We start from the raw sequence: 23,410 nt of genomic DNA on the forward strand, positions 1-23,410 counted from the left end.
CACCGCTATTGGGGCTGGAGGCTGTGGCGGCGGAGTAATTAAGCCTGTTGCGATTGCGCCTGGGTCAGTTCCTTTATGTAAGGGTTAGCTAAAAACTCCCCAAGTGCACCAAGCTCTAGCTCTATATAATAAGGGATTGTTGATAGAAAAGTTGGCAAAGCATTTGGTTTTTCCCAAGACTTCGCTGACCCATCAGAATTTTTTCGTTTGGAATTTTTGGCAAAGGCGATTTTAAAGCCAGCAGGAGTAACACCTTTAAGGCTGCAGAAATTAACCCTGTGGTCATTATCTGCCCCTTCAAACACGACAGAGTCTTTGAATAGCTCGGATGTCAAACTTTTAACATAAGGCTGAACATACACTACCCGTACAATACCTGCGGCAATTATGAGCTTTGTGCACATATGGCACGGCATGGTAGTGCAATATAAAGTAGCGCCGTGAGTAGAACGCCGAAACCGAGCAGCGTCCGTTATTGCGTTCATTTCAGCGTGAACCATTCGACCATATTCGATGATGTCTGATAGCATCGCGTTATGCCAAGGGCCTTTTTCTGAACCGGAATCGCCTGGCTTGGCGAATACCTTTTGTATCATCTCATCTAGATCGAACTCCCTAACCTTTTCAGAAAGCCAACCTTCGGCCTTAAGCTTATCGAGCGCGTCTCGCGCCAAATCCTCTTTGACACGTTGGTTAGAGTCATGACCTATGACGAAATCGCGATGGTCGTGGTCATGGTGGCACCAATAGGTTCCGCCTCCCGGTGCGGGAACTTCGTTGCACCCCATAGATATAATTTCACCATTCTCACCAAATATAGCTGCTCCAACCTGACGAGAAAGGTCTAACCCGTCCTATTCACCAGACGGGATCTGGTGGTTTGGCGGGAGTGGCATAAGCCTCTGATCTGAATTAGGAACTGGGTGTCGAAGCCGAACCTGCCGCAGGGCAGAAAATGCCACAGGCCACACCCGCCATGAATGACGATATCGCAAGCACATTCCGATTCCCAGCGGCCGGGCGCAAGAAAGTCACAGCCGCTTTCGACGGTGGCCGGCTGACATCGGACGGCGGTGTCCTACTCCTGGCGCAGGCCGAGCGCACGATGGGGATTTGCCAGCGGCTTGCGGCTTGCATTGCCGACTGGCGCGATCCTGCGCGGGTGGTTCATCGCCTCGACGATATCCTGCGCGCCCGCGTGTTCGCGATCGCCTGCGGCTACGAGGACGCCGATGACCTCGACGCCCTGCGCGACGATCCGGGCTTCCGGCTGGCGCTGGGCAAGCTGCCGGGATCGGGTGCGGGGCTGGCCAGTCAGCCGACGATGAGCCGGTGGGAGAACGCACCGACTACGCGCGAACTGGCCAGAATGATGGCCGCGATGATCGACATCTACTGCGCCAGCTATCCCGCCCCGCCCGCGGCGGTGACGCTGGATATCGATGATACCTGCGATGTCGTGCACGGTTATCAGCAGTTGTCGTTCTGGAACGGGCATCATGGCGAGCGCTGTTTCCTGCCGATCCATGTCTACGACACCGCCACCGGCCGGCCGGTGGCGATGCTGCTGCGCACCGGCAAGACACCGTCGGGTGTCGAAGCTGCTGGCCACATCCGGCGCCTGGTGCGTCACATCCGCCGAAACTGGCCGGAAACGCACATCACCATCCGCGGCGACGGGCACTATGGCCGGCCCGAGGTCATGGCCTTCTGCGAGGCGGCCAGCGTCGATTACGTCTTCGGCCTGCCGACCAACGCCGCGCTGCGTGGCGATCCGGTCATCGTCGCTGTCGCCGATGCCTGCGCGGTCAAGCGAGCTCAGCGCCAATATCCGGTCCTGCGCACCTATGCTGAGACCAGCTACGGCGCGAAGAGCTGGAACTGCCAGCGCCGCGTCGTCGCCCGGATCGAGGCCAGCACAATGGGCATGGACATCCGCTATGTCGTCACCTCGCTGGCCAAAGGCTCGGCCGAGCACATCTACGACACGCTCTACTGCGCTCGCGGCAACGCCGAGAACCTGATCAAGCGCCACAAAACTCAGCTCGCCAGCGATCGCACCTCGTGCCGCTCTGCAAACGCCAATCAGATGCGCCTCATCCTGCACACCGCCGCCTACTGGCTCCTGTGGCGCATCCAGCAGGAAATCCCAAAAGCCACCGCACTCGCCGCCGCCGAGTTCGCAACGCTGCGCCTGCGGCTGCTCAAGGTCGCTGCCCGCGTCATAGAAACCGCCACTCGCATCCGCGTCGCCTTCGCGTCAGCCTGCCCGGATGCCAGCGTGTTCAGAGCCATCGCCATCAGCCTCAGACCAGCACCCACATAGCCAGCGCGGCTGTGCCGCCGAATCCCCGAGCCCCAGTCCATCAACCTCGAAAAGCCCATTGCTCCTGCCGCGCTGAAAAACGCCGGCCAAGCCGCTCGCCCAGGTCACGCGGCCACCGACAGATCTAGGCGGACCGCCCCCGAGGAGCAGTCTCATGAATAGGCCGGGCTAACGATCTGTAGGCGGCTGCATTTGCGATATACGATGAATACTCATCCATCGTCGGCGATACAAAAGGATGACCAAAGTATATTTTGAATAGTCGTTCACAAGAATCTTCTAGTGTACGCCTCGATGTACAATCCAATATAAAATCTGATTTTGGATAACAATCAATTATTTTTTGTCCATAGTCCTTGTCCGCTTCATCTTCGTCAATGGATATAATCTTTAGAGCATCACTCTCTAACTTGGATGTGTTGGACGTTCTATTGCTAAACCTCATTCTATCTACAAGGTAATTTTTTCTACTTTCAATTGATGAATAGCAGCCAACAAATATTATATTTCTTCCATATATTCTTTCTAACGTGTTATATTCATCAAGTCTCTTAATCTGTCTTATAATATTTAATGTGCGAGTTTTCGATAGATCACGCCTTCTTTCATGACCTCCGTACAGCATCTTTGCAACCCCAATTAAAGAAAGTATGTCACCTCTTCCAGCTTTTTCGCAAAGATCATCTCCGGCTTTTATATAGGCCTCGTAACGTTCAACTTCATTCTTATAACTTTTTTCAACTAAACCATTTTCAGAGAAAAACTCGGTGAGCTTTATCACGTTTGGATGGTACCTTATTTGAGCTGCTTTTTCAGTTATCACTGAAATAACTTGGTTCATATCGATACCGATAGGTGCGATTAAAGCGATGAAGGCTTCTTTATCATTCGAAGTCATTATCTCACCCAAGATTTCTCAAATGCGATGGAACGAAGCAATCTCTCATTGAGTCTTCTGTCAAGGGTGTTATCACCTAGAAGAAGGAACGGGAGCAGAACAGATGAAGAACGCACCAGATGCGAACTGGCTTGTCGAGCTTTTTGTCCAATATCAAGAAACTCTTGATCGACAGACATCAAATATGGAATCGCTTCGCCTAAAACAGGCGCTTGACGATGATAGGAAGTTTCGAAGCCGTCCGAATCGGAGCGCTTCGATGACGCATTCTTCATAGAGTAGTATCGAAGGGCATCTTCTACCATGCGGTAACGCGGCGGCCATGCGCTCGATATTTTGCATTGCCGCCCGTCTATGCTAGCCTATTTGCGTGACCAAACTCGACCCAATCGTCTCCGAGTTCGCGACGACCGAGGAAGCCGAAGCCTATGACGCCTGGCTCCGCGCCAAGGTTGAAAAGGCGATGGCATCCACCAGCCCCCGCATCCCGCACGATCAGGTGATGGCCAAAATGCAGGCGATCATAAACCGCCGCAAAACAGGCGCCTAACCCCCACCCCTGTCCTACACACCCACCGCTCCCCTACCCTCCCGGCAAACCCTCGCATCCGGGAGCGCACAGCCATGACCTTCCACGACATCACCCTCCCCAGCCCCGCGCCGCAGGTGCGCGTCGACGGCTGGTCGCCTGCGCGCCAGCGGCTCTTCGTCGAAACGCTCGCGGCCACCGGGATCGTGCGCACCGCGTGCGAGGCGGCGCAGATTTCGGAGCGCGCCGCCTATGCGCTGCGCATCCGGGCGGACGGGGCGGCCTTTCGGATCGGCTGGGACGCGGCGATCCTGATTGCGCGCGCCCGGCTCGCCGACACGTTGCTCGCCCGCGCGCTGCTGGGGCAGGAGGAGGTCGTGACGCGCGACGAGGACGGCACGGAAATCCGCCGCCACCGCCACGACAACCGGCTCGCCATGTCGATGCTCGCCCGGCTCGACCGCATGGCCGATGCCCCTGCCGAGGGCACCGACGCCGCGCTCGCCCGCATCGTGGCGCAGGATTTCGCCGCCTTCTGCGACCTGCTCTGCCCGCCCGAAGCCTCCGCCCCGGCGCCCGCCACCCCCGCACCCGCAGCCGCTGAACCCGACGCCCCTGAACCCGACGCAGACGAAGCGCGCCCCGCGCTCCCCGCCACGCTCCTCTCTCCCGCCGCGTCGGTGGCGCTCTTCATCGCCGCGCGCCTGCCGCTCACCGCCGCAGAAAGCCGCGCTCGCGCAGGCCGAGGAACGGTGTGAACTTTGCCCGCAACTGGTCCGCCTCGCCAGCCTCCCGCCCGATGAAGCGGCGGCGAAACTGCGCGGCATCTGGTGGGACGACATCGCCGGGGGCTGGCGCACCGACTTCCCGCCGCCGCCCGGCTTCGACGGGGAGGAGAGCGAGGATTATTACGACATCGACCGCTACCGGCGCGCGCTGACCGAGGAGGAGGAGGACCGCTTCGCCGAGATGCAGGACGCGCAGCACCGCCCCTATGAGGAAGCCGCGATCCGGGCGCGCGACGCCTTCTTCGCGCAGGGTGCGGCGGCGGACTGACCCGCCGCCCGCACGGCCCGTCCCCGCCCGCGCTCGCCTTGCCGCAAGCGCTTTGCCGGGCCGGAAATCGCGGAACCTTCGCGTCGGCTGGCCGGTTATCCCGCCAAAGCAACCCTAAAAGGAGACCCCCATGATCCGCACCCTGATCTTCGGCGCGATCGCCGGATATGTCGGCAAGAAGCTGTATGACGAAGGCAAGCTGACCGAGTTCAAGAATGACCTCACGACGCGCTATAACGACGCCAAGGCGAAGCTCGACGAACAGCGCGTGACCGCCCCCGCCGTCGCCACCCCCACCGGCGCGACGACGCAGCTCCCGCACTAAGGGCGTCCCCGCGCGAACCCCGACAGTTTCCGGCGGCACGTCCCCCCGCTCGCCGCCGGCCGCCGCCCGTTCCCTGCCGTATCCCCCCCTCTCACGGCATGGAACGGGCGGTTTTCCGTGTGCGCTCTTTCCGTATCGCCTGCGCAACCATGTCCGCGCTCGCGGGTTGAACCGGCGAGCGGGCAACAACAAAGGAAGCCTGAAATGCGCAAGCCGATCCTCGCCGCCGCCATTCTCGCCATGCTGCCGCTGGGCGCATGCACCTCCGACAATTATGGCGGAGGCTATGGCTATAACCGCCCGGACCGCCGCGGCCCGCCGCCCCGCTATCGTCCGATCCGCGACAATGACTATATCTACCGCGACAATGACGGCCGCTATTATTGCAAGCGGGATGACGGCACCACCGGCACCATCGTCGGCGCGCTGGCGGGCGGCGTGCTCGGCAACATCATCGCGCCGGGCGGGTCGAAGACGCTCGGCACGATCCTCGGCGCAGGCGGCGGCGCACTCGCGGGCCGCGCCATCGACAAGAGTGACGTGCGCTGCGAATAAGCGCAAAAAAGGGCGCGGAGCCAGCCGGTTCCGCGCCCTCTTTCCTATCCGGTGTAAAGCCGCTTACAGCTTCTCGGTAAGTTCCGGCACGATCTTGAACAGATCGCCGACCAGGCCGATGTCCGCCACCTGAAAAATCGGCGCGTCCTCGTCCTTGTTGATGGCGACGATGGTCTTGCTGTCCTTCATGCCGGCAAGATGCTGGATCGCGCCGGAAATGCCGACCGCGACATAGACTTCGGGGGCGACGATCTTGCCGGTCTGGCCGACCTGATAGTCGTTGGGGACATAGCCCGCGTCGACGGCGGCGCGCGAAGCGCCGACGGCAGCGCCCAGCTTGTCGGCAAGGGGGAAGATAAGCTGTTCGAACGTCTCACCGTCCTTCAGCGCCCGGCCGCCCGACACGATGACCTTTGCGCTGGTCAGTTCGGGACGCTCCAGCTTGGCGATTTCCGCGCCGACGAAGGAGGAAAGCCCCTTGTCGCCGGTCGACGCCACGGCTTCCACCGCGCCGCTGCCGCCTTCCGAAGCGGCCTTTTCAAAAGCGGTGCCGCGCACGGTGATGACCTTCTTGGCGTCCTTCGACTGGACGGTCGCGATGGCGTTGCCCGCGTAAATGGGGCGCGTGAACGTGTCTTCGCTCTCGACCGACAGGATGTCGCTGATCTGCATCACGTCGAGCAGTGCGGCGACGCGCGGCGCGATATTCTTGCCGTTGCTGGTGGCGGGCGCGACGAAGGCGTCGTGGCTGCCCATCAGCTCGACGACCAGCGGCGCGACATTTTCAGGCAGCGCATGGCCGAAAGCCGCGTCGTCGGCGACATGGACCTTGCCCACCCCTGCGATCTTCGCGGCGGCATCGGCGACAGCGGAAACGCCCGCCCCGGCGACCAGCAGATGCACTTCGCCCAGCTTGCCTGCGGCGGTGACGGCGGACAGCGTCGCATCCTTGACCGCGCCGCCTTCATGTTCAACCCAAACCAGAGTCTTCATTGTCTTGGTTCCCTTCGGAAAATCAGGCGACGCCCAGCGCTTTCAGCTTGCCGACCAGTTCATCGACATCGGCCACCTTGATGCCCGCCGAACGCTTGGCCGGTTCAACGACCTTGAGCGTCGCGAGGCGCGGGGCGATGTCGACGCCGTAATCGGCGGGCGTCTTGGTGGCGAGCGGCTTGCTCTTGGCCTTCATGATGTTGGGCAGCGAGGCGTAGCGCGGCTCGTTGAGGCGCAGGTCGGTGGTGACGATGGCCGGGGTGGTGAGCTTCACCGTCTCCAGCCCGCCGTCGACTTCGCGGGTGACGTTCACGCTGTCGCCCTCGACCTCGATCTTGCTGGCGAAAGTGCCCTGCGGACGGCCGAGCAGTGCGGCGAGCATCTGGCCCGTCTGGTTACTGTCGTCGTCGATGGCCTGCTTGCCCAGGATGATGAGGCCGGCGCCTTCCTCTTCCTGCACCTTGGCGAGCAGCTTGGCGACGCCCAGCGGCTCGACCTCATCGTCGGTCTGGATCAGGATGGCGCGGTCTGCGCCCATGGCCAGAGCGGTGCGCAGCGTCTCCTGCGCCTTGGCGACGCCGATGGAAACCGCGACGACCTCGGTCGCCACGCCCTTTTCCTTCAGGCGAATGGCTTCCTCGACCGCGATTTCGTCGAACGGGTTCATGCTCATCTTGACGTTGGCCAGGTCCACGCCCGTGCCGTCCGCCTTGACGCGCGGTTTCACATTATAGTCGATCACCCGCTTCACGGGCACAAGGATCTTCATTGCAACATCCTCCGTTATCAATGCCAACACGGGCGCGGGCAGCCCGTTTCCGGACCACCCGCACCCTCGATTTGTTCAGTCAGGCGGAAAAGTGACTCAGGCCGCCTTCCTCACTTCCGCCACGATTTTCTTGGCCGCGTCGCCCAGATCGTCGGCGGGGACGATGGGGAGACCCGAATTGGCCAGGATGTCCTTGCCCTGCTGGACGTTGGTGCCTTCGAGGCGGACGACCAGCGGAACCGACAGGTTCACTTCCTTGGCGGCGGCGACGATGCCGTTGGCGATGATGTCGCATTTCATGATGCCGCCGAAGATGTTGACGAGAATGCCCTTCACCGCCGGATCTTTCAGGATGATCTTGAAAGCGGCCGTCACCTTCTCCGTGGTGGCGCCGCCGCCCACGTCGAGGAAGTTGGCGGGGAATTCGCCGTTCAGCTTGATGATGTCCATCGTCGCCATGGCAAGACCCGCGCCGTTCACCATGCAGCCGATATTGCCGTCGAGCTTGATGTAAGCGAGGTCATATTTGGACGCTTCGACTTCCGCCGCATCTTCTTCGGTCAGGTCGCGCAGTTCGGCGATGTCCTTGTGGCGGAACATGGCGTTGCCGTCGAAACCGACCTTGGCGTCGAGCACCAGCAGGTTGCCCTGCTCGGTCAGCGCCAGCGGATTGACCTCGATCTGCTCGGCGTCGGTGTCGAGGAAGGCGGCGTAGAGCGAGGACGCGACCTTGGCCGCCTGCTTGGCCTGATCGCCGGTGAGGCCGAGAGCTGCGGCGACGGCGCGGCCATGGTGCGGCTGGAAGCCCGCAGCGGGATCAACCGAGAAGCTGTGGATTTTTTCAGGCGTCGAATGCGCGACTTCCTCGATGTCCATGCCGCCTTCGGTCGACACCACGAAAGCGATGCGGCTGGTGGCGCGGTCGACCAGCAGCGCGAGGTAGAATTCCTTGGCGATGTCCGCGCCGTCGGTGATGTAGAGGCGGTTGACCTGCTTGCCCGCTTCGCCGGTCTGGATCGTCACCAGCGTGTTGCCCAGCATGTCGGTGGCATGGGCCTTCACCTCGTCGAGGTTGAAGGCGAGGCGGACGCCGCCCTTGGCGTCGGGGCCGAGTTCCTTGAACTTGCCCTTGCCACGGCCACCGGCGTGGATCTGCGACTTCACGACATAGAGCGGTCCGGGCAGCTTCTTGGCGGCCTCGACCGCTTCATCGACGGAGAAGGCGGCATAACCGGCGGCGATCGGCGCGCCATATTTCGCCAGCAGTTCCTTGGCCTGATATTCGTGAATGTTCATGGGTCCGGCCCGTCCTTGTGCGTTGAAGCGGATGGAAGGGCGATAAGCACAGCAAAGGGGACCGCGCCAGCAAATTTCGCAAAATCACTTTGCAAAATTGCAAAATCTGCGGAGCGCTCCGGCGGGAAAAACGGCGAATTTGCCCTAGAATGCGCAGCCCAGAGCAGCCTTCCCCGTGACCGCGACGATCTCCGGATCGTGCAAAGCGCGGACGTTGTGAAGGAATTGCGCCACGGTCAGGCCTTGTTTTTGAGAGTTGCGGACTGCGCCAAGCGACTGGAGCTTCCGCAACTGCCCGATGCTCAACCCGTCGACCATGGGTCTGGCCATGCAGGCAGCCATGGCGTCGGACAATCCGGCCCCCACAAGGCCCGACCGAACCCGCGATTCGGCTATCGTGCCCACGCACGCCGTGGTGCCGAGCGCGGCCATCGCCACACAAATACCATATCGACTGAACGCCATGCCCTGTCCCTCCGCCTGAACCGGGCGGATGACATCACGGGCAGGAAAGGACAAGACGCTAACCTCCCGTCCGCCTCAATGGGCGCGGGCGATCAGTCTTTCATTCTCGCGGCGATATGCGACGATCTGGTCGGTATAGGCCTGCGCCAGACCGCTATAGGCGGCTTTCCCTTCGGCGGATCGGCTGGCCTGCGCCCGTGCCATCGCCATCTGCTGCCGGTGCAGCAGGTAGTTCACGTCCTTCTCCATGTCACCCTCCTCCCGTTGCCGTGCAAGAGTGTGGTCGATGATCGGATCTTTCCTATTGCCCGTGAAACAGGCTGTAGCATGTCCACACCGTCAGGACGATGCGCTTTGCGCCGAACCGTTTCAGCCCATCCCGAAGATCAGGCGACTGATCGTCGGCGCACTTGGACCGACCTTCTCACATTTTGTTTCGACAACGCATCAAGCCCCTTGGAATAAACGGTAAAAAGTCTAACGTCGCGCCACTGAAAGCGAGGGGGGCCGGGCTTTTGGGGGCACTATATGGCGACTGCTCTGGGCGTCGCTTATCATGAATTATTGCTGTTCGCGGCGATCGGATTCGCCATCGGCGGGATCGACGATCTGCTGGTCGATGGCCTGTTCATCGTCCGCAAGCTCTGGCGCGACTCGACGGTGTATGTCCGCCATCCCCGGATGACGAGCGACCGGCTGCCGCCCTCCGCCGCGCCAGGCCGCATCGCCGTCTTCATCCCCGCCTGGCAGGAAAGCGAGGTGATCGGCGCGATGCTCGCCCACGCCCTCCACCAGTGGCGGGACGCGGACTGCACTTTGTTCGTCGGCGTCTATCCCAACGATCCCGCCACGGCAGCGGCGGTCGAGGGGGCGGCGGCAGGAAGCGATAAGGTCGTCCTCTGCATAACGCCCCGCCCCGGCCCGACGACGAAGGCCGACTGCCTCAACGCCCTGTGGCGGGCGATGCGGCGGCGCGAGGCGCTGGACGGAACATCGTTCAAGGCGGTGTTGCTGCATGACGCCGAGCATGTGGTTGCGGTTGTAAACAGGTTGGCAACGCAATCCCGCGTAGGTCAGGTTTATGGTCAAACACATCACGGATATAAAAGCCGCTTCCGAAACGAAGCCCGCTTACCTTTATGCGCGCTTTAGCTCGCAGGGGCAGCGCGACGGACACAGCATCGAGCGACAGCTAACCTACGGGCGGACCCATGCCGACCAGCACGGTTGGGCCGTCGTTGAGGAAATGACGGACGAGGCGAAGTCCGCATTTAAGGGGGCGAATCGCGAAGACGGTGCCGCACTTGTTGATTGCTGCTGAGAAGTGACCCGGGGAAGCCAGTAATTTTCACTGAGAAGTGACCCATGTTTGAACACGTCCCTGGCTTTGAGCGGGGGACCATGGAGTGTTGGACATGGCATTATTGAGCGTCATCCGGCGCTGGCATTACCGCGATCATCTGTCGATCCGGGAGATAGCCAAGCGTACCGGTCTATCCCGCAACACGGTCCGTAAATATCTGCGGTCAGACACAGTCGAGCCGCAGTTCAAAGTGCCCGAGCGGCCGAGCAAGCTGGATCCGTTCGTCGATCGGCTGACGGTCTGGCTCAGGCGAGAGATGGGCCGATCGCGCAAGCAGAAGCGCACGATCAAGCAGTTGCATGCCGATCTGGTGAGCCTGGGCTTTGACGGGTCCTATGGCCGTGTCGCGGCCTTTGCTCGTGCCTGGCGCGATGATTATCGCCGCCAGCAGCAGATGAGCGGCAAGGGCACCTTCGTGCCGTTGTCGTTCGCACCGGGTGAAGCATTCCAGTTTGACTGGAGCGAGGACTGGGCGATCATCGATGGTGTCCGCACCAAGCTGCAGGTTGCACACTTCAAGCTCAGCTACAGCCGGGCCTTCTTCGTTCGAGCCTATCTGCTCCAGACCCACGAGATGCTGTTCGACGCCCATAATCACGCGTTCCGCGTGCTGGGCGGGGTGCCGCGCCGCGGCATCTATGACAACATGCGCACTGCCGTCGACAAGGTCGGGCGCGGCAAGGATCGGACCGTCAACGCCCGCTTCCTCACGATGGTGAGCCATTATCTGTTCGAGGCAGAGTTCTGTAATCCGGCAGCGGGTTGGGAGAAGGGGCAGGTCGAGAAGAACGTCCAGGATGCGCGGCATCGCCTGTGGCAGCCCGTTCCCCAGACCGAGACGCTCGACGCCCTGAACAGCTGGCTGGAGGATCGCTGCAAGGCGCTGTGGCAGGATATCCCGCACGGGATCGAACCGGGCTCTGTCGCTGATGCCTGGGCCGAGGAGGTGGCAAGCCTGATGCCGATGGGCAGGCCGTTCGACGGCTTTGTCGAATATGGCAAGCGGGTCTCACCGACCTGCCTCGTCCATCTGGAGCGCAACCGCTACAGCGTGCCGGCATCCTTTGCCAACCGCCCTGTCAGCGTGCGGCTCTATCCCGACCGCTTCCTCGTGGTGGCCGAGGGGCAGTTGCTGTGCGAACACCAGCGCATCATCGAACGATCCCATGATGGGCCAGGACGCACTGTTTATGACTGGCGCCATTATCTGGCAGTGGTCCAGCGCAAGCCTGGCGCCCTGCGCAATGGCGCGCCGTTCCTAGAGATGCCCGATGCCTTCCAGCGGTTACAGCGCCATCTGTTGCGCGCTCCCGGCGGCGACAGAGAGATGGTCGAGATCCTTGCCCTGGTGCTGCATCATGACGAGCAGGTCGTACTGCGCGCGGTTACCATGGCGCTGGAGTCCGGTGTTCCGACCAAAACCCATATCCTCAACTTGCTGCACCGGCTGATCGACGGCAAGCCGCTGACGACACCGCCGATCACGGCGCCCCAGGCGCTGAGGCTGGTCAGCGAGCCCCTTGCCAATGTGGAACGCTATGATGCGCTGCGCGGGGAGAACCGCCATGCGTCATGATCCCGCCAGCGGCGCCATCATCGTCATGCTGCGCAGCCTCAAGATGCATGGCATGGCGCAGGCCGTCACCGATCTCATGGAGCAAGGCGCGCCCGCGTTCGACGCGGCCGTCCCGATCCTGTCCCAGCTTTTGAAGGCGGAGACTGCCGAACGGGAAGTGCGGTCGGTATCCTATCAGCTCAAGATCGCACGGTTCCCGGCCTATCGCGATCTGGCGAGCTTCGACTTTGCCAGCAGCGAGGTCAACGAGGCGCTGGTCCGCCAGCTTCACCGCTGCGAGTTTATGGACGTGGCCGACAATATCGTGCTGGTCGGCGGACCCGGAACCGGCAAGACCCACATCGCCACCGCCCTAGGCGTCCAGGCCATCGAGCATCATCGCAAGCGCGTGCGGTTCTTCTCCACGGTCGAGCTGGTCAACGCGCTGGAACAGGAGAAGGCGCAGGGCAAGGCAGGGCAGATCGCCGGAAGGCTTGCCCACTCCGATCTCGTGATCCTCGACGAGCTTGGTTATCTGCCGTTCAGCGCCTCAGGCGGCGCCCTGCTGTTCCATCTGCTGAGCAAGCTTTACGAGCGCACCAGCGTCATCATCACCACCAACCTCAGCTTCAGCGAATGGGCCACCGTGTTCGGAGATGCCAAGATGACCACCGCGCTCCTCGATCGGCTCACCCATCACTGCCACATCCTCGAGACCGGCAACGACAGCTTCAGGTTCAAGAACAGCTCCGCTCAGCAGCCCAAAACCCGGAAGGAGAAAACCCCATCTTGACCCACCCCTGACATCCGAAACATAATCGCAAGGTGGGTCACTTCTCGATGAAAACCCCGGGTCACTTCTCAGCAGCAATCAACAGTCCAATAATAGATCGCGATGATTGCGGCGAGTATCGCGGTGGTCAGGAGGGAGGTAAACAGTATCGCCAAAGGAACCTCCCATCGTTTCAGATTATGCGGTTCGCCGCCTACGTGATCTATCGTAGCAGCCCCTAGATGCGCCAATGCCCGGACCAAACGGCCGCTTCCTGGCTCCTCTCTGGGCATCGAAGCCGATGTCGACGAAGTCTCGTCTCGATCGGCGTTCGATACGATCAGTTCACCGGGATTTACACGGCTGGCAAGATTTGCCGGTTGCACGTGCAATTGCTGCATCGCCTCGCTCTCACGCTGACGAAGCATTTGCGCCGCCTCTCTTCGCGTGCTGACGCCCATGATGCGGACGGCTGCTAGAATGTAATTGTCGATAACGCCGGCGGATGTGTTCAGCCTCCGCGCTATTTCCTTGGACGTTAAGCCCTGTCCAACGAGATGAAGGCAGTCTCGCTGTTTTTCGGAAAGTCCGAACGAATCAGGCATGATGTATGACCTGCCTCAGCTTGGGCGCCTAGTTACGATCCGCTCGTTGGATTCGAGCAGCTTCAGCGCTCTTTCCAAGGCGGTAACGACATATCCGAGTTGCAATGCCTCACATGCCGAGATTGCTGCACGAACATGAGCGATGGCTTGATCATTAACAGATGTCTTTGACGAGGCCGTGGTCGGCCGAAGAAAGTCGGCAGGCATTCCGAAATAGCGGGCAAGGATATCTTGGTCGCGCGCGCTTAGGGACGCGGGCGTGCCGCGTTTGACATATTGTTGAATGTAAGCCGAGTTGCGACCCAGCAGATGTGAGATGCCCGCATAGGTTTCCCCCCTCGCCTGAATCAATTCATCTAAAAAGATGCGCGGCCCCATAGCGATTCCCCCAGATATTAACCATCTTCCTAGGCGATTTCCTATTTTGCAATAGAAACCTGCGGGAAGCGCCTGTTAGCCGCTTTGTGACGCTTAGGCCGGTGACTGCAATGCCGCAGAAAGCCGCTTAAACCCTGAACTTCTTGAGCGGACTGTCCAAGCGATAACGTTCCTCCGCTACCATCTTCGTGAGGCCGAAATTCAGGGTCTTCATAACTACTCTACAGGCCGATGACGGGAAAACCATGGCAAGTTCCTCACCGTCCGCGAAGCGCTGGGCGCCTCCATGCCGTCCGCCGGAGTCGCCTGCGCCTTCGACCGGCAGATGCTGGGGCGCCTCGACGACAGGGGCCATGGCGGCCCCTTCGACCCGGCCTCGCTGACGGAGGATTATGAAGCGGGCCTGCGGCTGGGCGACCTTGGCGGGCGCGGCGTATTCGTGCGGATGCGCGATGCGGACGGCGGAATGGTCGCGACCCGCGAACATTTCCCCGACACGGTGGAAGCCGCCGTCCGTCAGAAAGCGCGCTGGATGGTCGGCATCGCGCTCGCCGGATGGGACCGGCTCGGCTGGCGCGGCGGCCCAGCCGAATGGTGGATGCGCATTCGCGACCGCCGCTCGACTCTTGCCGCGCTCATCCTTTCCGCCGCCTATGCGACGCTCCTGCTCTGGGCGATCCTGATGCTGGCGGGCCTGTTCACCGACATCGCCCCGCCGCCTGCTTCGCCCCGGCTGCGGATGCTGCTCTGGCTCAACCTCTGCCTGATGCTCTGGCGCACCGGGATGCGCGCGGCATTCGTGGGATCGGCCTATGGCTGGCGCTACGGCATCGGTGCGATCCCCCGCACGGTCGTCGCCAACTATATCGCCATCCTCGCCGCCCGCCGCGCCCTTTTCCTCTATGTCCGCTCGCTCCGGGGCCATCCGCTGAGGTGGGACAAGACGCAGCATCATTTCCCCGATCCCGAGAACCTGCCGTGACCGCAGCGCCGGGCCGCCCGCTGCGCTTCTTCGGCGTCGTCCTTGCCGCATGGGTGGCGATGCGTCTGGCAAGCCATGGCGGCATCCCGGCAGACCCGCCCGCCCCGCCCCCGGTCGCCAGCGTTGCATCCATTGCGCCGCGGCTTCCCACCGTTGGGCCGCTTTCGCCGGTTTCCGTAACAGCGCATGCACCCGCGACAGCACTCCGCCCTTCGCCCCGCCTCGCTCCCATCGTCGCCCGGTCATTCGCCGGAGATGGCGGCCCGCTCGATTTCACGCATGGCTCACAGTCCTTCGCCGGCCGTCACCATGGCGGCCTGTCGGAACGCCTTGCCGATTTCGCGCCGGGCGCAGGCATCGCCGCCGTCCCGCTGGCCCCTCCGCCCGATCCGCAGGCCCGCACGCCCGGCCGCTGGCGGGGCAGCGCGTGGATGCTCTGGCGGCCCGATGGCGGCGCTGGCGAAGGCGCAGTCCCGGCGGGACGGCTCGGCGGATCGCAGGCGGGAGTGCGGATCGACTATGACCTGACCCCAGCCACGACGAGCCGCCTCGCCGCCTATGCCCGCCTATCGAGCGCCCTCCGGCAGCCCGCCGCCCCCGAAGCTGCGCTCGGCCTCACCTTCCAGCCGTCCCGCACGCTGCCCGTCAGCCTGGCGGTCGAACGCCGCGCCGCGCTGGGCGACGGCGGCCGCAACGCCATCGCCGCGATGATCGTCGGCGGCTTCGGCCCCACGCCCATCCTCCCCGGCGTGGAAGCGACAGGCTATGCGCAGGCAGGCATCGTCGGCCTCCGCCGAAAAGACGCCTTCATCGACGGCAAAGCCTCCCTCGCCGCGCCCATCGGCGGAACGCCCCTCCGTCTGGGCGGCGCGGTGTCGGGCGGTGCGCAGCCCGGCGTCAGCCGCCTCGACATCGGGCCGGAAGCCAGCCTCCCCCTGCCGCTGCCCGGCATTCCCACACGCCTGTCGTTCGAATGGCGGCAGCGGATCGCGGGCGACGCACGGCCTCGCTCGGGCCTTGCGCTAACGCTCGGGGCGGATTTTTGATCGCCGCCCCGGTCTCCGCGCTTTATCCCGCCGCCTTTTGCCGTTAACGCGGGAGGCAGCATGGATCTTTACCTGCCCATCGCCAACCTGTCGGTGAACGCGCTCGTCATCATCGGGCTGGGCGGGGTGGTGGGTCTTCTGTCCGGCATGTTCGGCGTGGGCGGCGGATTCCTGACGACTCCGCTGCTGATCTTCTACGGCATCCCCCCCACGGTTGCCGCCGCCTCCGCCGCCTCTCAGGTGACGGGCGCGAGCGTGTCGGGCGTCGTCACGCACATGTCGCGCGGCACGGTCGATTTCCGCATGGGCTGGGTGCTGATCGCGGGCGGCGTGATCGGCGCGGGGATCGGCGTCCTCCTCTTCCGCCTGCTCCAGCAACTGGGTCAGATCGACACGGTGATCGGCATCCTCTACGTCGTCATGCTCGGCGGGATCGGCGGCCTGATGGCCAAGGAATCGCTTCAGGCGCTCTACTTCCTCAAGACCGGCAAACGCCCGCCCGCCCGCAAGCGCCGCCATCATCCGCTCGTCGCCGCACTCCCGATGCGCTGGCGATTCTACGGCTCGGGCCTCTATATCTCGCCGCTCGCGCCGCTGCTGCTGGGCATGGCGACGGGCGTTCTGACGATGCTGCTGGGCGTGGGCGGCGGCTTCATCCTCGTGCCCGCCATGCTCTATCTGCTGGGTATGACGACGCAGTCGGTGGTCGGCACATCGCTGTTCCAGATCCTGTTCGTCACCATGGCGACGACCATGATGCACGCGATGACGACCAAGGCGGTGGACCTCGTCCTCGCCATGCTGCTCCTGATCGGCAGCGTCACCGGCGCGCAGGTGGGCACGCGCCTGTCTATGTCGATCCGCCCGGAATATCTGCGCATCCTGCTCGCCGCCATCGTGCTGCTGGTCGCGTTCCGGATGGCGCTGGGGCTGGGCTGGCGGCCCGACGAAATCTACACGATCGAACTGCGCTGATGCGCCGCGCGCTCGCCCTTTCGCCGGTCGCGCTGCTGATCGCCGCCGCGCCCGCGCCGCAACTCGTGCCCGACGTGTCGCAGCGCGACGTGGTGATCCAGTACAGCTTCACCGGCGCGGACCTGCTGCTGTTCGGCGCCATCGTCTACCCCGACGGGCGCAAGCCGGAAAAGCCCGCCGACATCGTCGTGGTGCTGAAAGGCCCGGAACAGTCGATAGTCATGCGCGAAAAGCAGAAGGTGGCGGGCATCTGGGTCAATGCCGACACCGCCCGCTTCCGCTCCGCGCCCAGCTTCTATGCCATGGCATCTTCCCGCCCCATCGACCGGATCGTCGACGATCGCACCGCCGCCATCTACGAGCTTGGCCTCGACAAGCTGCAGCTTTCTCCCTCATCGCTCAACAACACCGCCGAACTCGACCGCTTTCAGGCGGGCCTCGTCGACCTGCGCGCGCGGGCGGGACTGTTCGTCGAGCGGCCCGGCACGGTCGAGATCACGGACGGCGTCCTCTACCGCGCCCGCCTGCCGCTGTCGGCGCGCGTGATCGTGGGCGACTATACCGCCGAAACCTTCCTCGTGCAGGACGGCCGGGTCGTCGCGGGCGCGGTGCGCGACATCGTGGTGCGCAAATCCGGCTTCGAACAGTTCATGGCGACCGCCGCGCAGCGCTGGTCCTTCCTCTACGGCCTCGCCGCCATCGCGCTTGCGGTGGGCATGGGCTGGGCCGCAGGAGCCATCGCCCGGCGCGTCTAGGCTGTGATGATCACCAGCCGGCACGTTTGATGGGTTGGAACGGTCGATCACCGGGGCAGTCGGTGATCGTTTCTCTCGATTGATCCATATAAGAAAACCAATTTCCAACTACGGCGCCTGCCCCCTACATCACGCATCGCAACATCAACCCCTGTTCAAGGAACCGGATCGTCCATGGCTCTCATCAACACTCCCCTTCAGCCCTTCAAGGCCACCGCTTACAAGGAAGGCAAGTTCGTCGACATCACCGACGCCGACGTGAAGGGCAAGTGGGCCGTCTTCTTCTTCTACCCGGCCGACTTCACCTTCGTCTGCCCAACCGAACTGGAAGACCTTGCCGACATCTATCCGACGCTCCAGAATCTGGGCGTGGAAGTCTATTCGGTGTCGACCGACACGCATTTCAGCCACAAGGCGTGGCACGACACCTCGCCCGCCATCGGCAAGATCAACTATTATATGGTTGGCGATCAGAACCACGACATTTCCAACCAGTTCGGCGTTCTGCGTCCGGGCGTAGGCCTTGCCGACCGCGGCACCTTCGTGCTCGATCCGGAAGGCAACATCCAGCTCGTGGAAATCACGCCGGAAGGTGTGGGCCGCAACGCCGCTGAGCTGCTGCGCAAGATCAAGGCGCTGCAATATTGGGTCAGCCACCCCGGCGAAGTGTGCCCGGCCAAGTGGGAAGAAGGCGCGGAAACCCTTGCTCCCTCGCTCGACCTTGTCGGCAAGATCTGACGATTGACAGGGCACCCGCCGGGCAGCGTCCGGCGGGCGTTCACGACCAGTTACCCAATTTCGCATCTGCCGGTCTTCGGGTCGCACCGTCCGGCAGCGGCAGGCCGCGCCCCGCGAAGCGGGCGGCAGCAACGGAGCTACGATCATGTTGGACGCAAATCTCAAGGGCCAGCTCAAGGCCTATATGGCGAACATCACGCAGCCCATCGAGCTGGTGGCGTCGCTGGACGATGGCGCGAAATCGCGCGAACTCAAGGAATTGCTGGGCGAGATTGCCGAACTGTCGGACAAGGTGAGCATCACCGCCGGCACGGCGAGCCGAATTCCGAGCTTCATGATCCGCCGCGCGGGCACGGACATCGGCGTGACCTTCGCGGGCCTGCCGATGGGGCATGAATTCACCAGCCTCGTGCTCGCGCTGCTTCAGGTCGGCGGCCATCCGTCGAAGGCGGCGCAGGATCTGATCCAGCAGATTAGAGACCTCGACGGCGATTATGCCTTCGAAACCTATTTCTCGCTGTCCTGCCAGAACTGCCCTGACGTGGTGCAGGCGCTGAACCTCATGAGCGTGCTCAATCCGCGCATCAGCCATGTCGCCATCGACGGCGCTCTCTTCAAGGAAGAGGTGGATGCGCGCAAGATCATGGCCGTCCCGACCGTCTATCTGAACGGCGAACCCTTCGCCTCGGGCCGGATGGAGCTGGAACAGATCGTCGCGAAGATCGACAGCGGCGCGGCAGCCCGCGCGGCCGAAAAGATCAAGGCGCAGGAGCCGTTCGAGGTGCTGGTGATCGGCGGCGGCCCTGCGGGCGCTGCGGCGGCGATCTACGCCGCGCGCAAGGGCATCCGCACCGGCGTCGCGGCTGAGCGCTTCGGCGGGCAGGTGCTCGACACGATGGACATCGAGAATTTCATCTCGGTCAGCCGCACCGAAGGCCCGAAGCTCGCCACCGCGCTGGAGCAGCATGTCCGCGACTATGATGTCGAGATCATGAACCTGCAAAAAGCGGCCAAGCTGATCCCGGCGAAGGCGCAGGGCGGCTATCACGAAGTCGTGCTGGAAAATGGCGCATCGCTCAAGGGCCGGACGCTCATCCTGTCGACCGGCGCGCGCTGGCGTCAGATGGGCGTGCCGGGCGAGGACGAATATCGCAACAAGGGCGTGGCCTATTGCCCGCACTGCGATGGTCCCTTGTTCAAGGGCAAGCGCGTCGCGGTGATCGGCGGCGGCAACAGCGGTGTGGAAGCCGCGATCGACCTTGCCGGGATCGTCGCACATGTGACGCTGATCGAATTTGACAGCCAGTTGCGCGCCGACGCCGTGCTTCAGCGCAAGCTCGCCAGCCTGCCCAATGTGAAGATCATTACATCGGCGCTGACCACGAAGGTCGAGGGCAATGGCGAGAAGGTGACGGGCCTCAGCTACAAGGACCGGAACCACGGCACGGAGCATGATGTCGAGCTGGAGGGGATCTTCGTCCAGATCGGCCTTGTCCCCAATACCGAATGGCTGAAGGACGCGATTGCCCTGTCCCCTCGCGGCGAGATCGAGATCGACGCGCGTGGCGAAACCAGTCAGCCCGGCATCTTCGCTGCGGGCGACTGCACGACCGTGCCCTACAAACAGATCGTGATCGCCATGGGCGCGGGATCGACGGCGGCCTTGTCCGCCTTCGACTATCTCATCCGCCTTCCCGCCACGGCAGAACAGGCCGAGGCGGCTTGAACGAATGAGGGCGGCTGTCGAAAGATAGCCGCCCATGCATCTTTCAGGCGGCAAAATCGAGCGTCAAACGAGATTTTTCTGATAACGCCTCGCAATTGTAGTTGCTTTGATTACGAACCATTCGCATTAGCGCTTCCACGAATCGTCAGGGAGCACAGATGCACATGAACCCGAAGTCCGACCGTTCGCCCCGGCTCGCGCCCACATTCCTTGCGCTGAGCTGCGTCGGCCTCCTCTCCTCGCCCGCTGCGGCGCTGGCGCAGGATCAGGGCGCGGCAGGGCAGGGACAGCGCCTTGGCTCGATGACCGTCACCGATACGGCGATCGACGAGGAAGGCTATAAGGTCGACGCCCCCTCCTCTCCCAAATATACCGCCCCGCTGCTCGACACGCCCAAGAGCGTCAGCATCATCCCCGCCCAATTGATCCGCGATACCGCCTCGGCGTCGCTCACCGAAGCGCTGCGCACCGTGCCCGGCATCACGCTGGGCGCAGGCGAAGGCGGCAATCCGCTGGGCGACCGCCCCTTCATCCGTGGCTTCGATAGTCAGGCCAGCACCTATCTCGACGGCGTGCGCGACGTTGGCGCGCAGAGCCGCGAGATTTTCGCGGTCGAACAGATCGAGGTCGTCAAAGGCTCCGACAGCAGTATGGGCGGGCGTGGCAATGCGGGCGGATCGCTCAACCTCGTCACCAAAGTGCCGACCGCCGAACGCTTCATTGCGGCGAGCGGTGCCGTGGGGAATGCCGACTACAAGCGGGCGACGATCGACATCAACCAGCCGGTCAGCGATTTCGTCGGCATCCGCCTCAACGCCATGTGGCACGATCAGGACGTGGCGGGCCGTGACGCCATCTACCAGAAGCGCTGGGGCATCGCGCCCTCGATCAAGCTCGGCCTGACCGGTCCGACCAGCCTCACCATCAGCTATTATCATCTCCATACGGACGAACTGCCCGACACGGGTATTCCCTATCTCTACACCGTCGCCAACGCGCCAGCGGGCGTCACCGAAACGGCGCCTGCGGGCCGCTTCACCAATCCGGCGGGCCAGTCTTTCTCGGTGCCGCGCGGCGCTTATTACGGTCTGGCCAACCGCGATTTCCGCAAGACCGACGTCGACAACCTCACCTTCCGCTTCGAACATGATTTCGGCGGCGTGAAGCTGCGGAACACCAGCCGCTATGGCAGCAGCAGTCAGGGCTATCTCTGGACCCAGCCCGACGACAGTCAGGGCAATGTGCTCAACGGTCAGGTGTGGCGGCGCATCAACAGCCGCTATAGCGAGACATGGGGCACGCTGAACCAGACCGACCTGTCGGGCGACTTCAGCATCGGCGGCGTGCGCAACAGCTTTGCCGCCAGCGTCGAATTCAGTCAGGAAGTCGCGCACAACGGCAACTATGTCTCCAACGCGGCGACCGGCACGGCAGTGGCCACGGGCATTAACGCGGTGGGAGGGCGCTGCGGCCCGAATTCGGTCGCGCGTTACAACTGCACCAGCCTGATCGACCCCAATCCCTATGATCCTTGGGTCAGCTATGCGAGCGATACGTCGAACGCAGTGTCGCCCATCGTGCGCAGCGCCCGCAAGACCTGGACACGGTCGTCCACCACGACCAAGGCAGCATCCTTCTTCGACACGATCAGCTTCAGCGATGCACTGCTGCTCAACATCGGCGGGCGGTATGATCGCTACGAAACCCGCGTGACGCCGGGCCTTGTCGCGACGGACACGACCGGCGGACGGCCGACCTTCGCCCGTAACGACGATCTTTGGACCTACAATGTCGGTCTGGTCTTCAAGCCGGCGGAAAATGGCAGCATCTATATCTCGACCGCGACAGCCGCGACGCCGCCCGGTTCCTTCCTCGCCAACGGCACGGAGACCAACGCGATCAACGTCACGTCGCAGGCGCTGACCGATGCACTGAAGGTCGAAAAGACACGCTCCTACGAAGTGGGCACCAAATGGAACCTGCTGGGCGACAGCCTCGCCCTCACGCTTGCGGCGTTCCGCACCGAAACGAAGAACGCCCGCGCCACCGACGCCAACGGCTTCGTCAGCTTCATCGGCGAGCGGCGCATCGACGGCATCGAGTTCAGCTTCAACGGCAATGTCACGCCGGACTGGAATATCTTCGGCGGCTATACCTTCATGGACTCGAAGGTCGTCGACGGTGGCTTCACAGCGACCACGGTCGCGGGCGTCACCCGTTATGCCCCGGCTGCATCCACGGGCCGCTGGTTCCCCAATACGCCGCGCCACAGCGGAACGCTCTTCACCACCTACAAGGTCACGCCCGCGCTGACCGTGGGCGGCGGGGCGATCTACATGGGGAAGGTCTATGGCGGCTATGCCGACCAGCGCACCATCGTCAACGAAGCGGTGGTCGTCTCGAAGCCGCTGGCGCGCATGGTGCCGAGCTACTGGCGCTTCGACGCCAATGCCGCGATCAGCCTGACCGATGCGATCCAGCTTCAGGTCAATGTGCTGAACGTCGCGAACAAGCGCTATTTCGACAAGGCCTACTCCAATCATTATGCCAATCAGGCGGCGGGGCGGACAGCCATCGCGACGCTGAACATCAAATATTGACGGGCGGGGACGTTGCCCCCTTGCCTCTCAGGGCCGCTGGAGACGCATCCCGAAAATGGCGGGGTCGATCTCCAGCATCGGCTCGCCAGCGCCCGCCGGTTCGGGCGGAGGCACCCGGCCGCTGGCCGGGCCGAAGCTCACCACCCGGCTGCCGGGATCGGCGAGCACCAGCGGATCGAGCTTCAGCGCGGCGCTCAGCCTGTCCTGCGTCACCGCGACCAGCGTCCCGATCTTCGTCATCGCAAAGAGCTGCCGGGCAAAGGCGTAAGGCAGGCGGATACAGCCGTGACTGGCCGGATAGCCCGGATTATGCCCGGCGTGGAGCGCTATGCCGTCCCATGTCAGCCGCTGCATGAAGGGCATGGGCGCGTTGCTGTAGAGGTTGGAGCGGTGCCATTGCCGCTTTTGAAGTATCGGATAGTCGCCGGTCGGAGTGCGATGCCCCTTCATGCCGGTCGAGACCGCCGCGACGCCGATGAGGCGGTCGCCGTCATAGACGTGGATGCGCTGCTTTTCGATGCTGATGACCATATAGAGCGGCCCATCCCATGGTCCCTGCTCCATCCAGCGAAAGGCGCCCGGCGCGACGGGCGGCAGGTCGGCCTGCGCATGGCTGACGCTCGCCGTTGCCAGCAGCAGGGTCGAGAGCAGCAGGGGACGGAGCCTGAGAGCAGCCATAACAGTCTTTTAGCCATGTCGGCGG

26 protein-coding genes and 2 pseudogenes are annotated in these 23,410 nt (G+C 62.9%); 16 read left to right on the forward strand and 12 right to left on the reverse strand.

What is annotated here, in order from left to right:
- Positions 1-38: 38 nt before the first annotated feature.
- A pseudogene (locus tag SAMIE_RS09210) lies at positions 39-824 on the reverse strand (deaminase); the annotation flags it as partial.
- Between the two features lie 152 nt (positions 825-976).
- Here SAMIE_RS09210 and SAMIE_RS09215 point away from each other — a divergent pair.
- The gene (locus tag SAMIE_RS09215; protein WP_162849047.1) at positions 977-2,326 is read left to right on the forward strand and encodes an IS1380 family transposase; all 1,350 of its coding nucleotides are present in this window, start codon (positions 977-979) and stop codon (positions 2,324-2,326) included.
- 124 nt (positions 2,327-2,450) lie between these two features.
- On the opposite strand, the gene SAMIE_RS09220 is transcribed toward SAMIE_RS09215, so the two are convergent.
- Both SAMIE_RS09220 and SAMIE_RS23370 read right to left on the reverse strand, forming a co-directional pair.
- Complete coding sequence (locus SAMIE_RS09220) at positions 2,451-3,224, reverse strand: hypothetical protein (protein WP_126516797.1); 774 nt, start codon at positions 3,222-3,224, stop codon at positions 2,451-2,453.
- Positions 3,224-3,529 (reverse strand): hypothetical protein, encoded by a 306-nt coding sequence (locus SAMIE_RS23370; protein ID WP_126516798.1) that lies wholly within the window; start codon positions 3,527-3,529, stop codon positions 3,224-3,226. The genes SAMIE_RS09220 and SAMIE_RS23370 overlap by 1 nt, the downstream gene beginning before the upstream one ends.
- A gap of 65 nt (positions 3,530-3,594) precedes the next feature.
- Between SAMIE_RS23370 and relB the strand changes: the two genes are divergently transcribed.
- Both relB and SAMIE_RS09235 read left to right on the forward strand, forming a co-directional pair.
- The gene (relB, locus tag SAMIE_RS09230) at positions 3,595-3,774 is read left to right on the forward strand and encodes a type II toxin-antitoxin system RelB family antitoxin (RefSeq protein WP_066704149.1); all 180 of its coding nucleotides are present in this window, start codon (positions 3,595-3,597) and stop codon (positions 3,772-3,774) included.
- 74 nt (positions 3,775-3,848) lie between these two features.
- Positions 3,849-4,511 carry a hypothetical protein gene (locus tag SAMIE_RS09235; protein ID WP_332004524.1) on the forward strand — a complete coding sequence of 221 codons (663 nt, stop codon included), beginning with the start codon at positions 3,849-3,851 and terminating at the stop codon, positions 4,509-4,511.
- On the opposite strand, the gene SAMIE_RS24045 is transcribed toward SAMIE_RS09235, so the two are convergent.
- Positions 4,465-4,740 (reverse strand): hypothetical protein, encoded by a 276-nt coding sequence (locus tag SAMIE_RS24045; protein ID WP_332004526.1) that lies wholly within the window; start codon positions 4,738-4,740, stop codon positions 4,465-4,467. The genes SAMIE_RS09235 and SAMIE_RS24045 overlap by 47 nt on opposite strands.
- 199 nt (positions 4,741-4,939) lie before the next feature.
- Here SAMIE_RS24045 and SAMIE_RS09240 point away from each other — a divergent pair, with 199 nt between their 5' ends.
- Entirely contained in the window at positions 4,940-5,134 is a 195-nt protein-coding gene (locus SAMIE_RS09240; RefSeq protein WP_066704150.1) for a hypothetical protein, read from the forward strand.
- Between the two features lie 204 nt (positions 5,135-5,338).
- Entirely contained in the window at positions 5,339-5,689 is a 351-nt protein-coding gene (locus SAMIE_RS09245; RefSeq protein ID WP_066704153.1) for a glycine zipper 2TM domain-containing protein, read from the forward strand.
- Positions 5,690-5,752: 63 nt separating this feature from the next.
- On the opposite strand, the gene SAMIE_RS09250 is transcribed toward SAMIE_RS09245, so the two are convergent.
- The 5 genes from SAMIE_RS09250 to SAMIE_RS23375 all read right to left on the reverse strand — a co-directional run bounded on the left by SAMIE_RS09250 (position 5,753) and on the right by SAMIE_RS23375 (position 9,461).
- Complete coding sequence (locus tag SAMIE_RS09250; protein WP_066704155.1) at positions 5,753-6,682, reverse strand: electron transfer flavoprotein subunit alpha/FixB family protein; 930 nt, start codon at positions 6,680-6,682, stop codon at positions 5,753-5,755.
- A 22-nt stretch (positions 6,683-6,704) separates the two neighbouring features.
- A complete protein-coding gene (locus tag SAMIE_RS09255; RefSeq protein WP_066704162.1) occupies positions 6,705-7,451 on the reverse strand; it encodes an electron transfer flavoprotein subunit beta/FixA family protein in 747 nt (248 codons plus the stop codon).
- A gap of 96 nt (positions 7,452-7,547) precedes the next feature.
- Complete coding sequence (gene sucC, locus SAMIE_RS09260; RefSeq protein WP_066704170.1) at positions 7,548-8,747, reverse strand: ADP-forming succinate--CoA ligase subunit beta; 1,200 nt, start codon at positions 8,745-8,747, stop codon at positions 7,548-7,550.
- A gap of 144 nt (positions 8,748-8,891) precedes the next feature.
- Positions 8,892-9,266: a hypothetical protein gene (locus SAMIE_RS09265; protein ID WP_332004529.1), complete on the reverse strand. Its 375-nt coding sequence runs from the start codon at positions 9,264-9,266 to the stop codon at positions 8,892-8,894.
- Between the two features lie 21 nt (positions 9,267-9,287).
- Positions 9,288-9,461, reverse strand: coding sequence for a hypothetical protein (locus tag SAMIE_RS23375; RefSeq protein ID WP_162849048.1), 174 nt, complete (start codon positions 9,459-9,461; stop codon positions 9,288-9,290).
- Between the two features lie 279 nt (positions 9,462-9,740).
- On the opposite strand from SAMIE_RS23375, the gene SAMIE_RS09270 reads away from it, so the two are divergent.
- The 4 genes from SAMIE_RS09270 to istB all read left to right on the forward strand — a co-directional run bounded on the left by SAMIE_RS09270 (position 9,741) and on the right by istB (position 12,923).
- On the forward strand, positions 9,741-10,364 hold the full coding sequence (locus SAMIE_RS09270; protein WP_066704174.1) for a glycosyltransferase: 624 nt from the start codon (positions 9,741-9,743) through the stop codon (positions 10,362-10,364).
- On the forward strand, positions 10,294-10,533 hold the full coding sequence (locus SAMIE_RS24115) for a recombinase family protein (RefSeq protein WP_126516799.1): 240 nt from the start codon (positions 10,294-10,296) through the stop codon (positions 10,531-10,533). Before SAMIE_RS09270 ends, SAMIE_RS24115 begins: the two co-directional genes overlap by 71 nt.
- 94 nt (positions 10,534-10,627) lie before the next feature.
- Positions 10,628-12,151: an IS21 family transposase gene (gene istA / locus SAMIE_RS09280; RefSeq protein WP_126516717.1), complete on the forward strand. Its 1,524-nt coding sequence runs from the start codon at positions 10,628-10,630 to the stop codon at positions 12,149-12,151.
- Positions 12,141-12,923 carry an IS21-like element helper ATPase IstB gene (gene istB, locus SAMIE_RS09285; RefSeq protein ID WP_126516718.1) on the forward strand — a complete coding sequence of 261 codons (783 nt, stop codon included), beginning with the start codon at positions 12,141-12,143 and terminating at the stop codon, positions 12,921-12,923. The genes istA and istB overlap by 11 nt, the downstream gene beginning before the upstream one ends.
- A 68-nt stretch (positions 12,924-12,991) precedes the next feature.
- Here the strand turns inward: istB and SAMIE_RS09290 are convergent, their stop codons facing one another.
- Both SAMIE_RS09290 and SAMIE_RS09295 read right to left on the reverse strand, forming a co-directional pair.
- Complete coding sequence (locus SAMIE_RS09290; RefSeq protein WP_126516800.1) at positions 12,992-13,507, reverse strand: helix-turn-helix domain-containing protein; 516 nt, start codon at positions 13,505-13,507, stop codon at positions 12,992-12,994.
- A 15-nt stretch (positions 13,508-13,522) separates the two neighbouring features.
- On the reverse strand, positions 13,523-13,885 hold the full coding sequence (locus tag SAMIE_RS09295; protein ID WP_126516801.1) for a hypothetical protein: 363 nt from the start codon (positions 13,883-13,885) through the stop codon (positions 13,523-13,525).
- A 238-nt stretch (positions 13,886-14,123) separates the two neighbouring features.
- On the opposite strand from SAMIE_RS09295, the pseudogene SAMIE_RS09300 reads away from it, so the two are divergent.
- The 7 genes and pseudogenes from SAMIE_RS09300 to SAMIE_RS09330 all read left to right on the forward strand — a co-directional run.
- Positions 14,124-14,867: pseudogene (locus SAMIE_RS09300) on the forward strand (glycosyltransferase family 2 protein); the annotation flags it as partial.
- Positions 14,864-15,913 carry a hypothetical protein gene (locus tag SAMIE_RS23570; RefSeq protein ID WP_174522243.1) on the forward strand — a complete coding sequence of 350 codons (1,050 nt, stop codon included), beginning with the start codon at positions 14,864-14,866 and terminating at the stop codon, positions 15,911-15,913. The pseudogene SAMIE_RS09300 and the gene SAMIE_RS23570, both read left to right, overlap by 4 nt.
- 60 nt (positions 15,914-15,973) lie before the next feature.
- Complete coding sequence (locus tag SAMIE_RS09310) at positions 15,974-16,888, forward strand: sulfite exporter TauE/SafE family protein (RefSeq protein WP_066701888.1); 915 nt, start codon at positions 15,974-15,976, stop codon at positions 16,886-16,888.
- Entirely contained in the window at positions 16,885-17,643 is a 759-nt protein-coding gene (locus SAMIE_RS09315) for a TIGR02186 family protein (protein ID WP_126516802.1), read from the forward strand. The genes SAMIE_RS09310 and SAMIE_RS09315 overlap by 4 nt, the downstream gene beginning before the upstream one ends.
- A 174-nt stretch (positions 17,644-17,817) precedes the next feature.
- Positions 17,818-18,381 (forward strand): alkyl hydroperoxide reductase subunit C, encoded by a 564-nt coding sequence (ahpC, locus tag SAMIE_RS09320; protein ID WP_066701876.1) that lies wholly within the window; start codon positions 17,818-17,820, stop codon positions 18,379-18,381.
- Positions 18,382-18,526: 145 nt separating this feature from the next.
- On the forward strand, positions 18,527-20,107 hold the full coding sequence (ahpF, locus tag SAMIE_RS09325; RefSeq protein ID WP_066701874.1) for an alkyl hydroperoxide reductase subunit F: 1,581 nt from the start codon (positions 18,527-18,529) through the stop codon (positions 20,105-20,107).
- A gap of 164 nt (positions 20,108-20,271) precedes the next feature.
- A complete protein-coding gene (locus SAMIE_RS09330; RefSeq protein WP_332004534.1) occupies positions 20,272-22,707 on the forward strand; it encodes a TonB-dependent receptor in 2,436 nt (811 codons plus the stop codon).
- A 27-nt stretch (positions 22,708-22,734) separates the two neighbouring features.
- Here SAMIE_RS09330 and SAMIE_RS09335 read toward each other — a convergent pair whose 3' ends face one another.
- Entirely contained in the window at positions 22,735-23,385 is a 651-nt protein-coding gene (locus SAMIE_RS09335; RefSeq protein WP_066701868.1) for a L,D-transpeptidase family protein, read from the reverse strand.
- Positions 23,386-23,410: the final 25 nt, after the last annotated feature.

The sequence above is a fragment of the Sphingobium amiense genome (assembly GCF_003967075.1).
In the GTDB taxonomy this organism is placed as follows: Bacteria; Pseudomonadota; Alphaproteobacteria; order Sphingomonadales; family Sphingomonadaceae; genus Sphingobium; species Sphingobium amiense.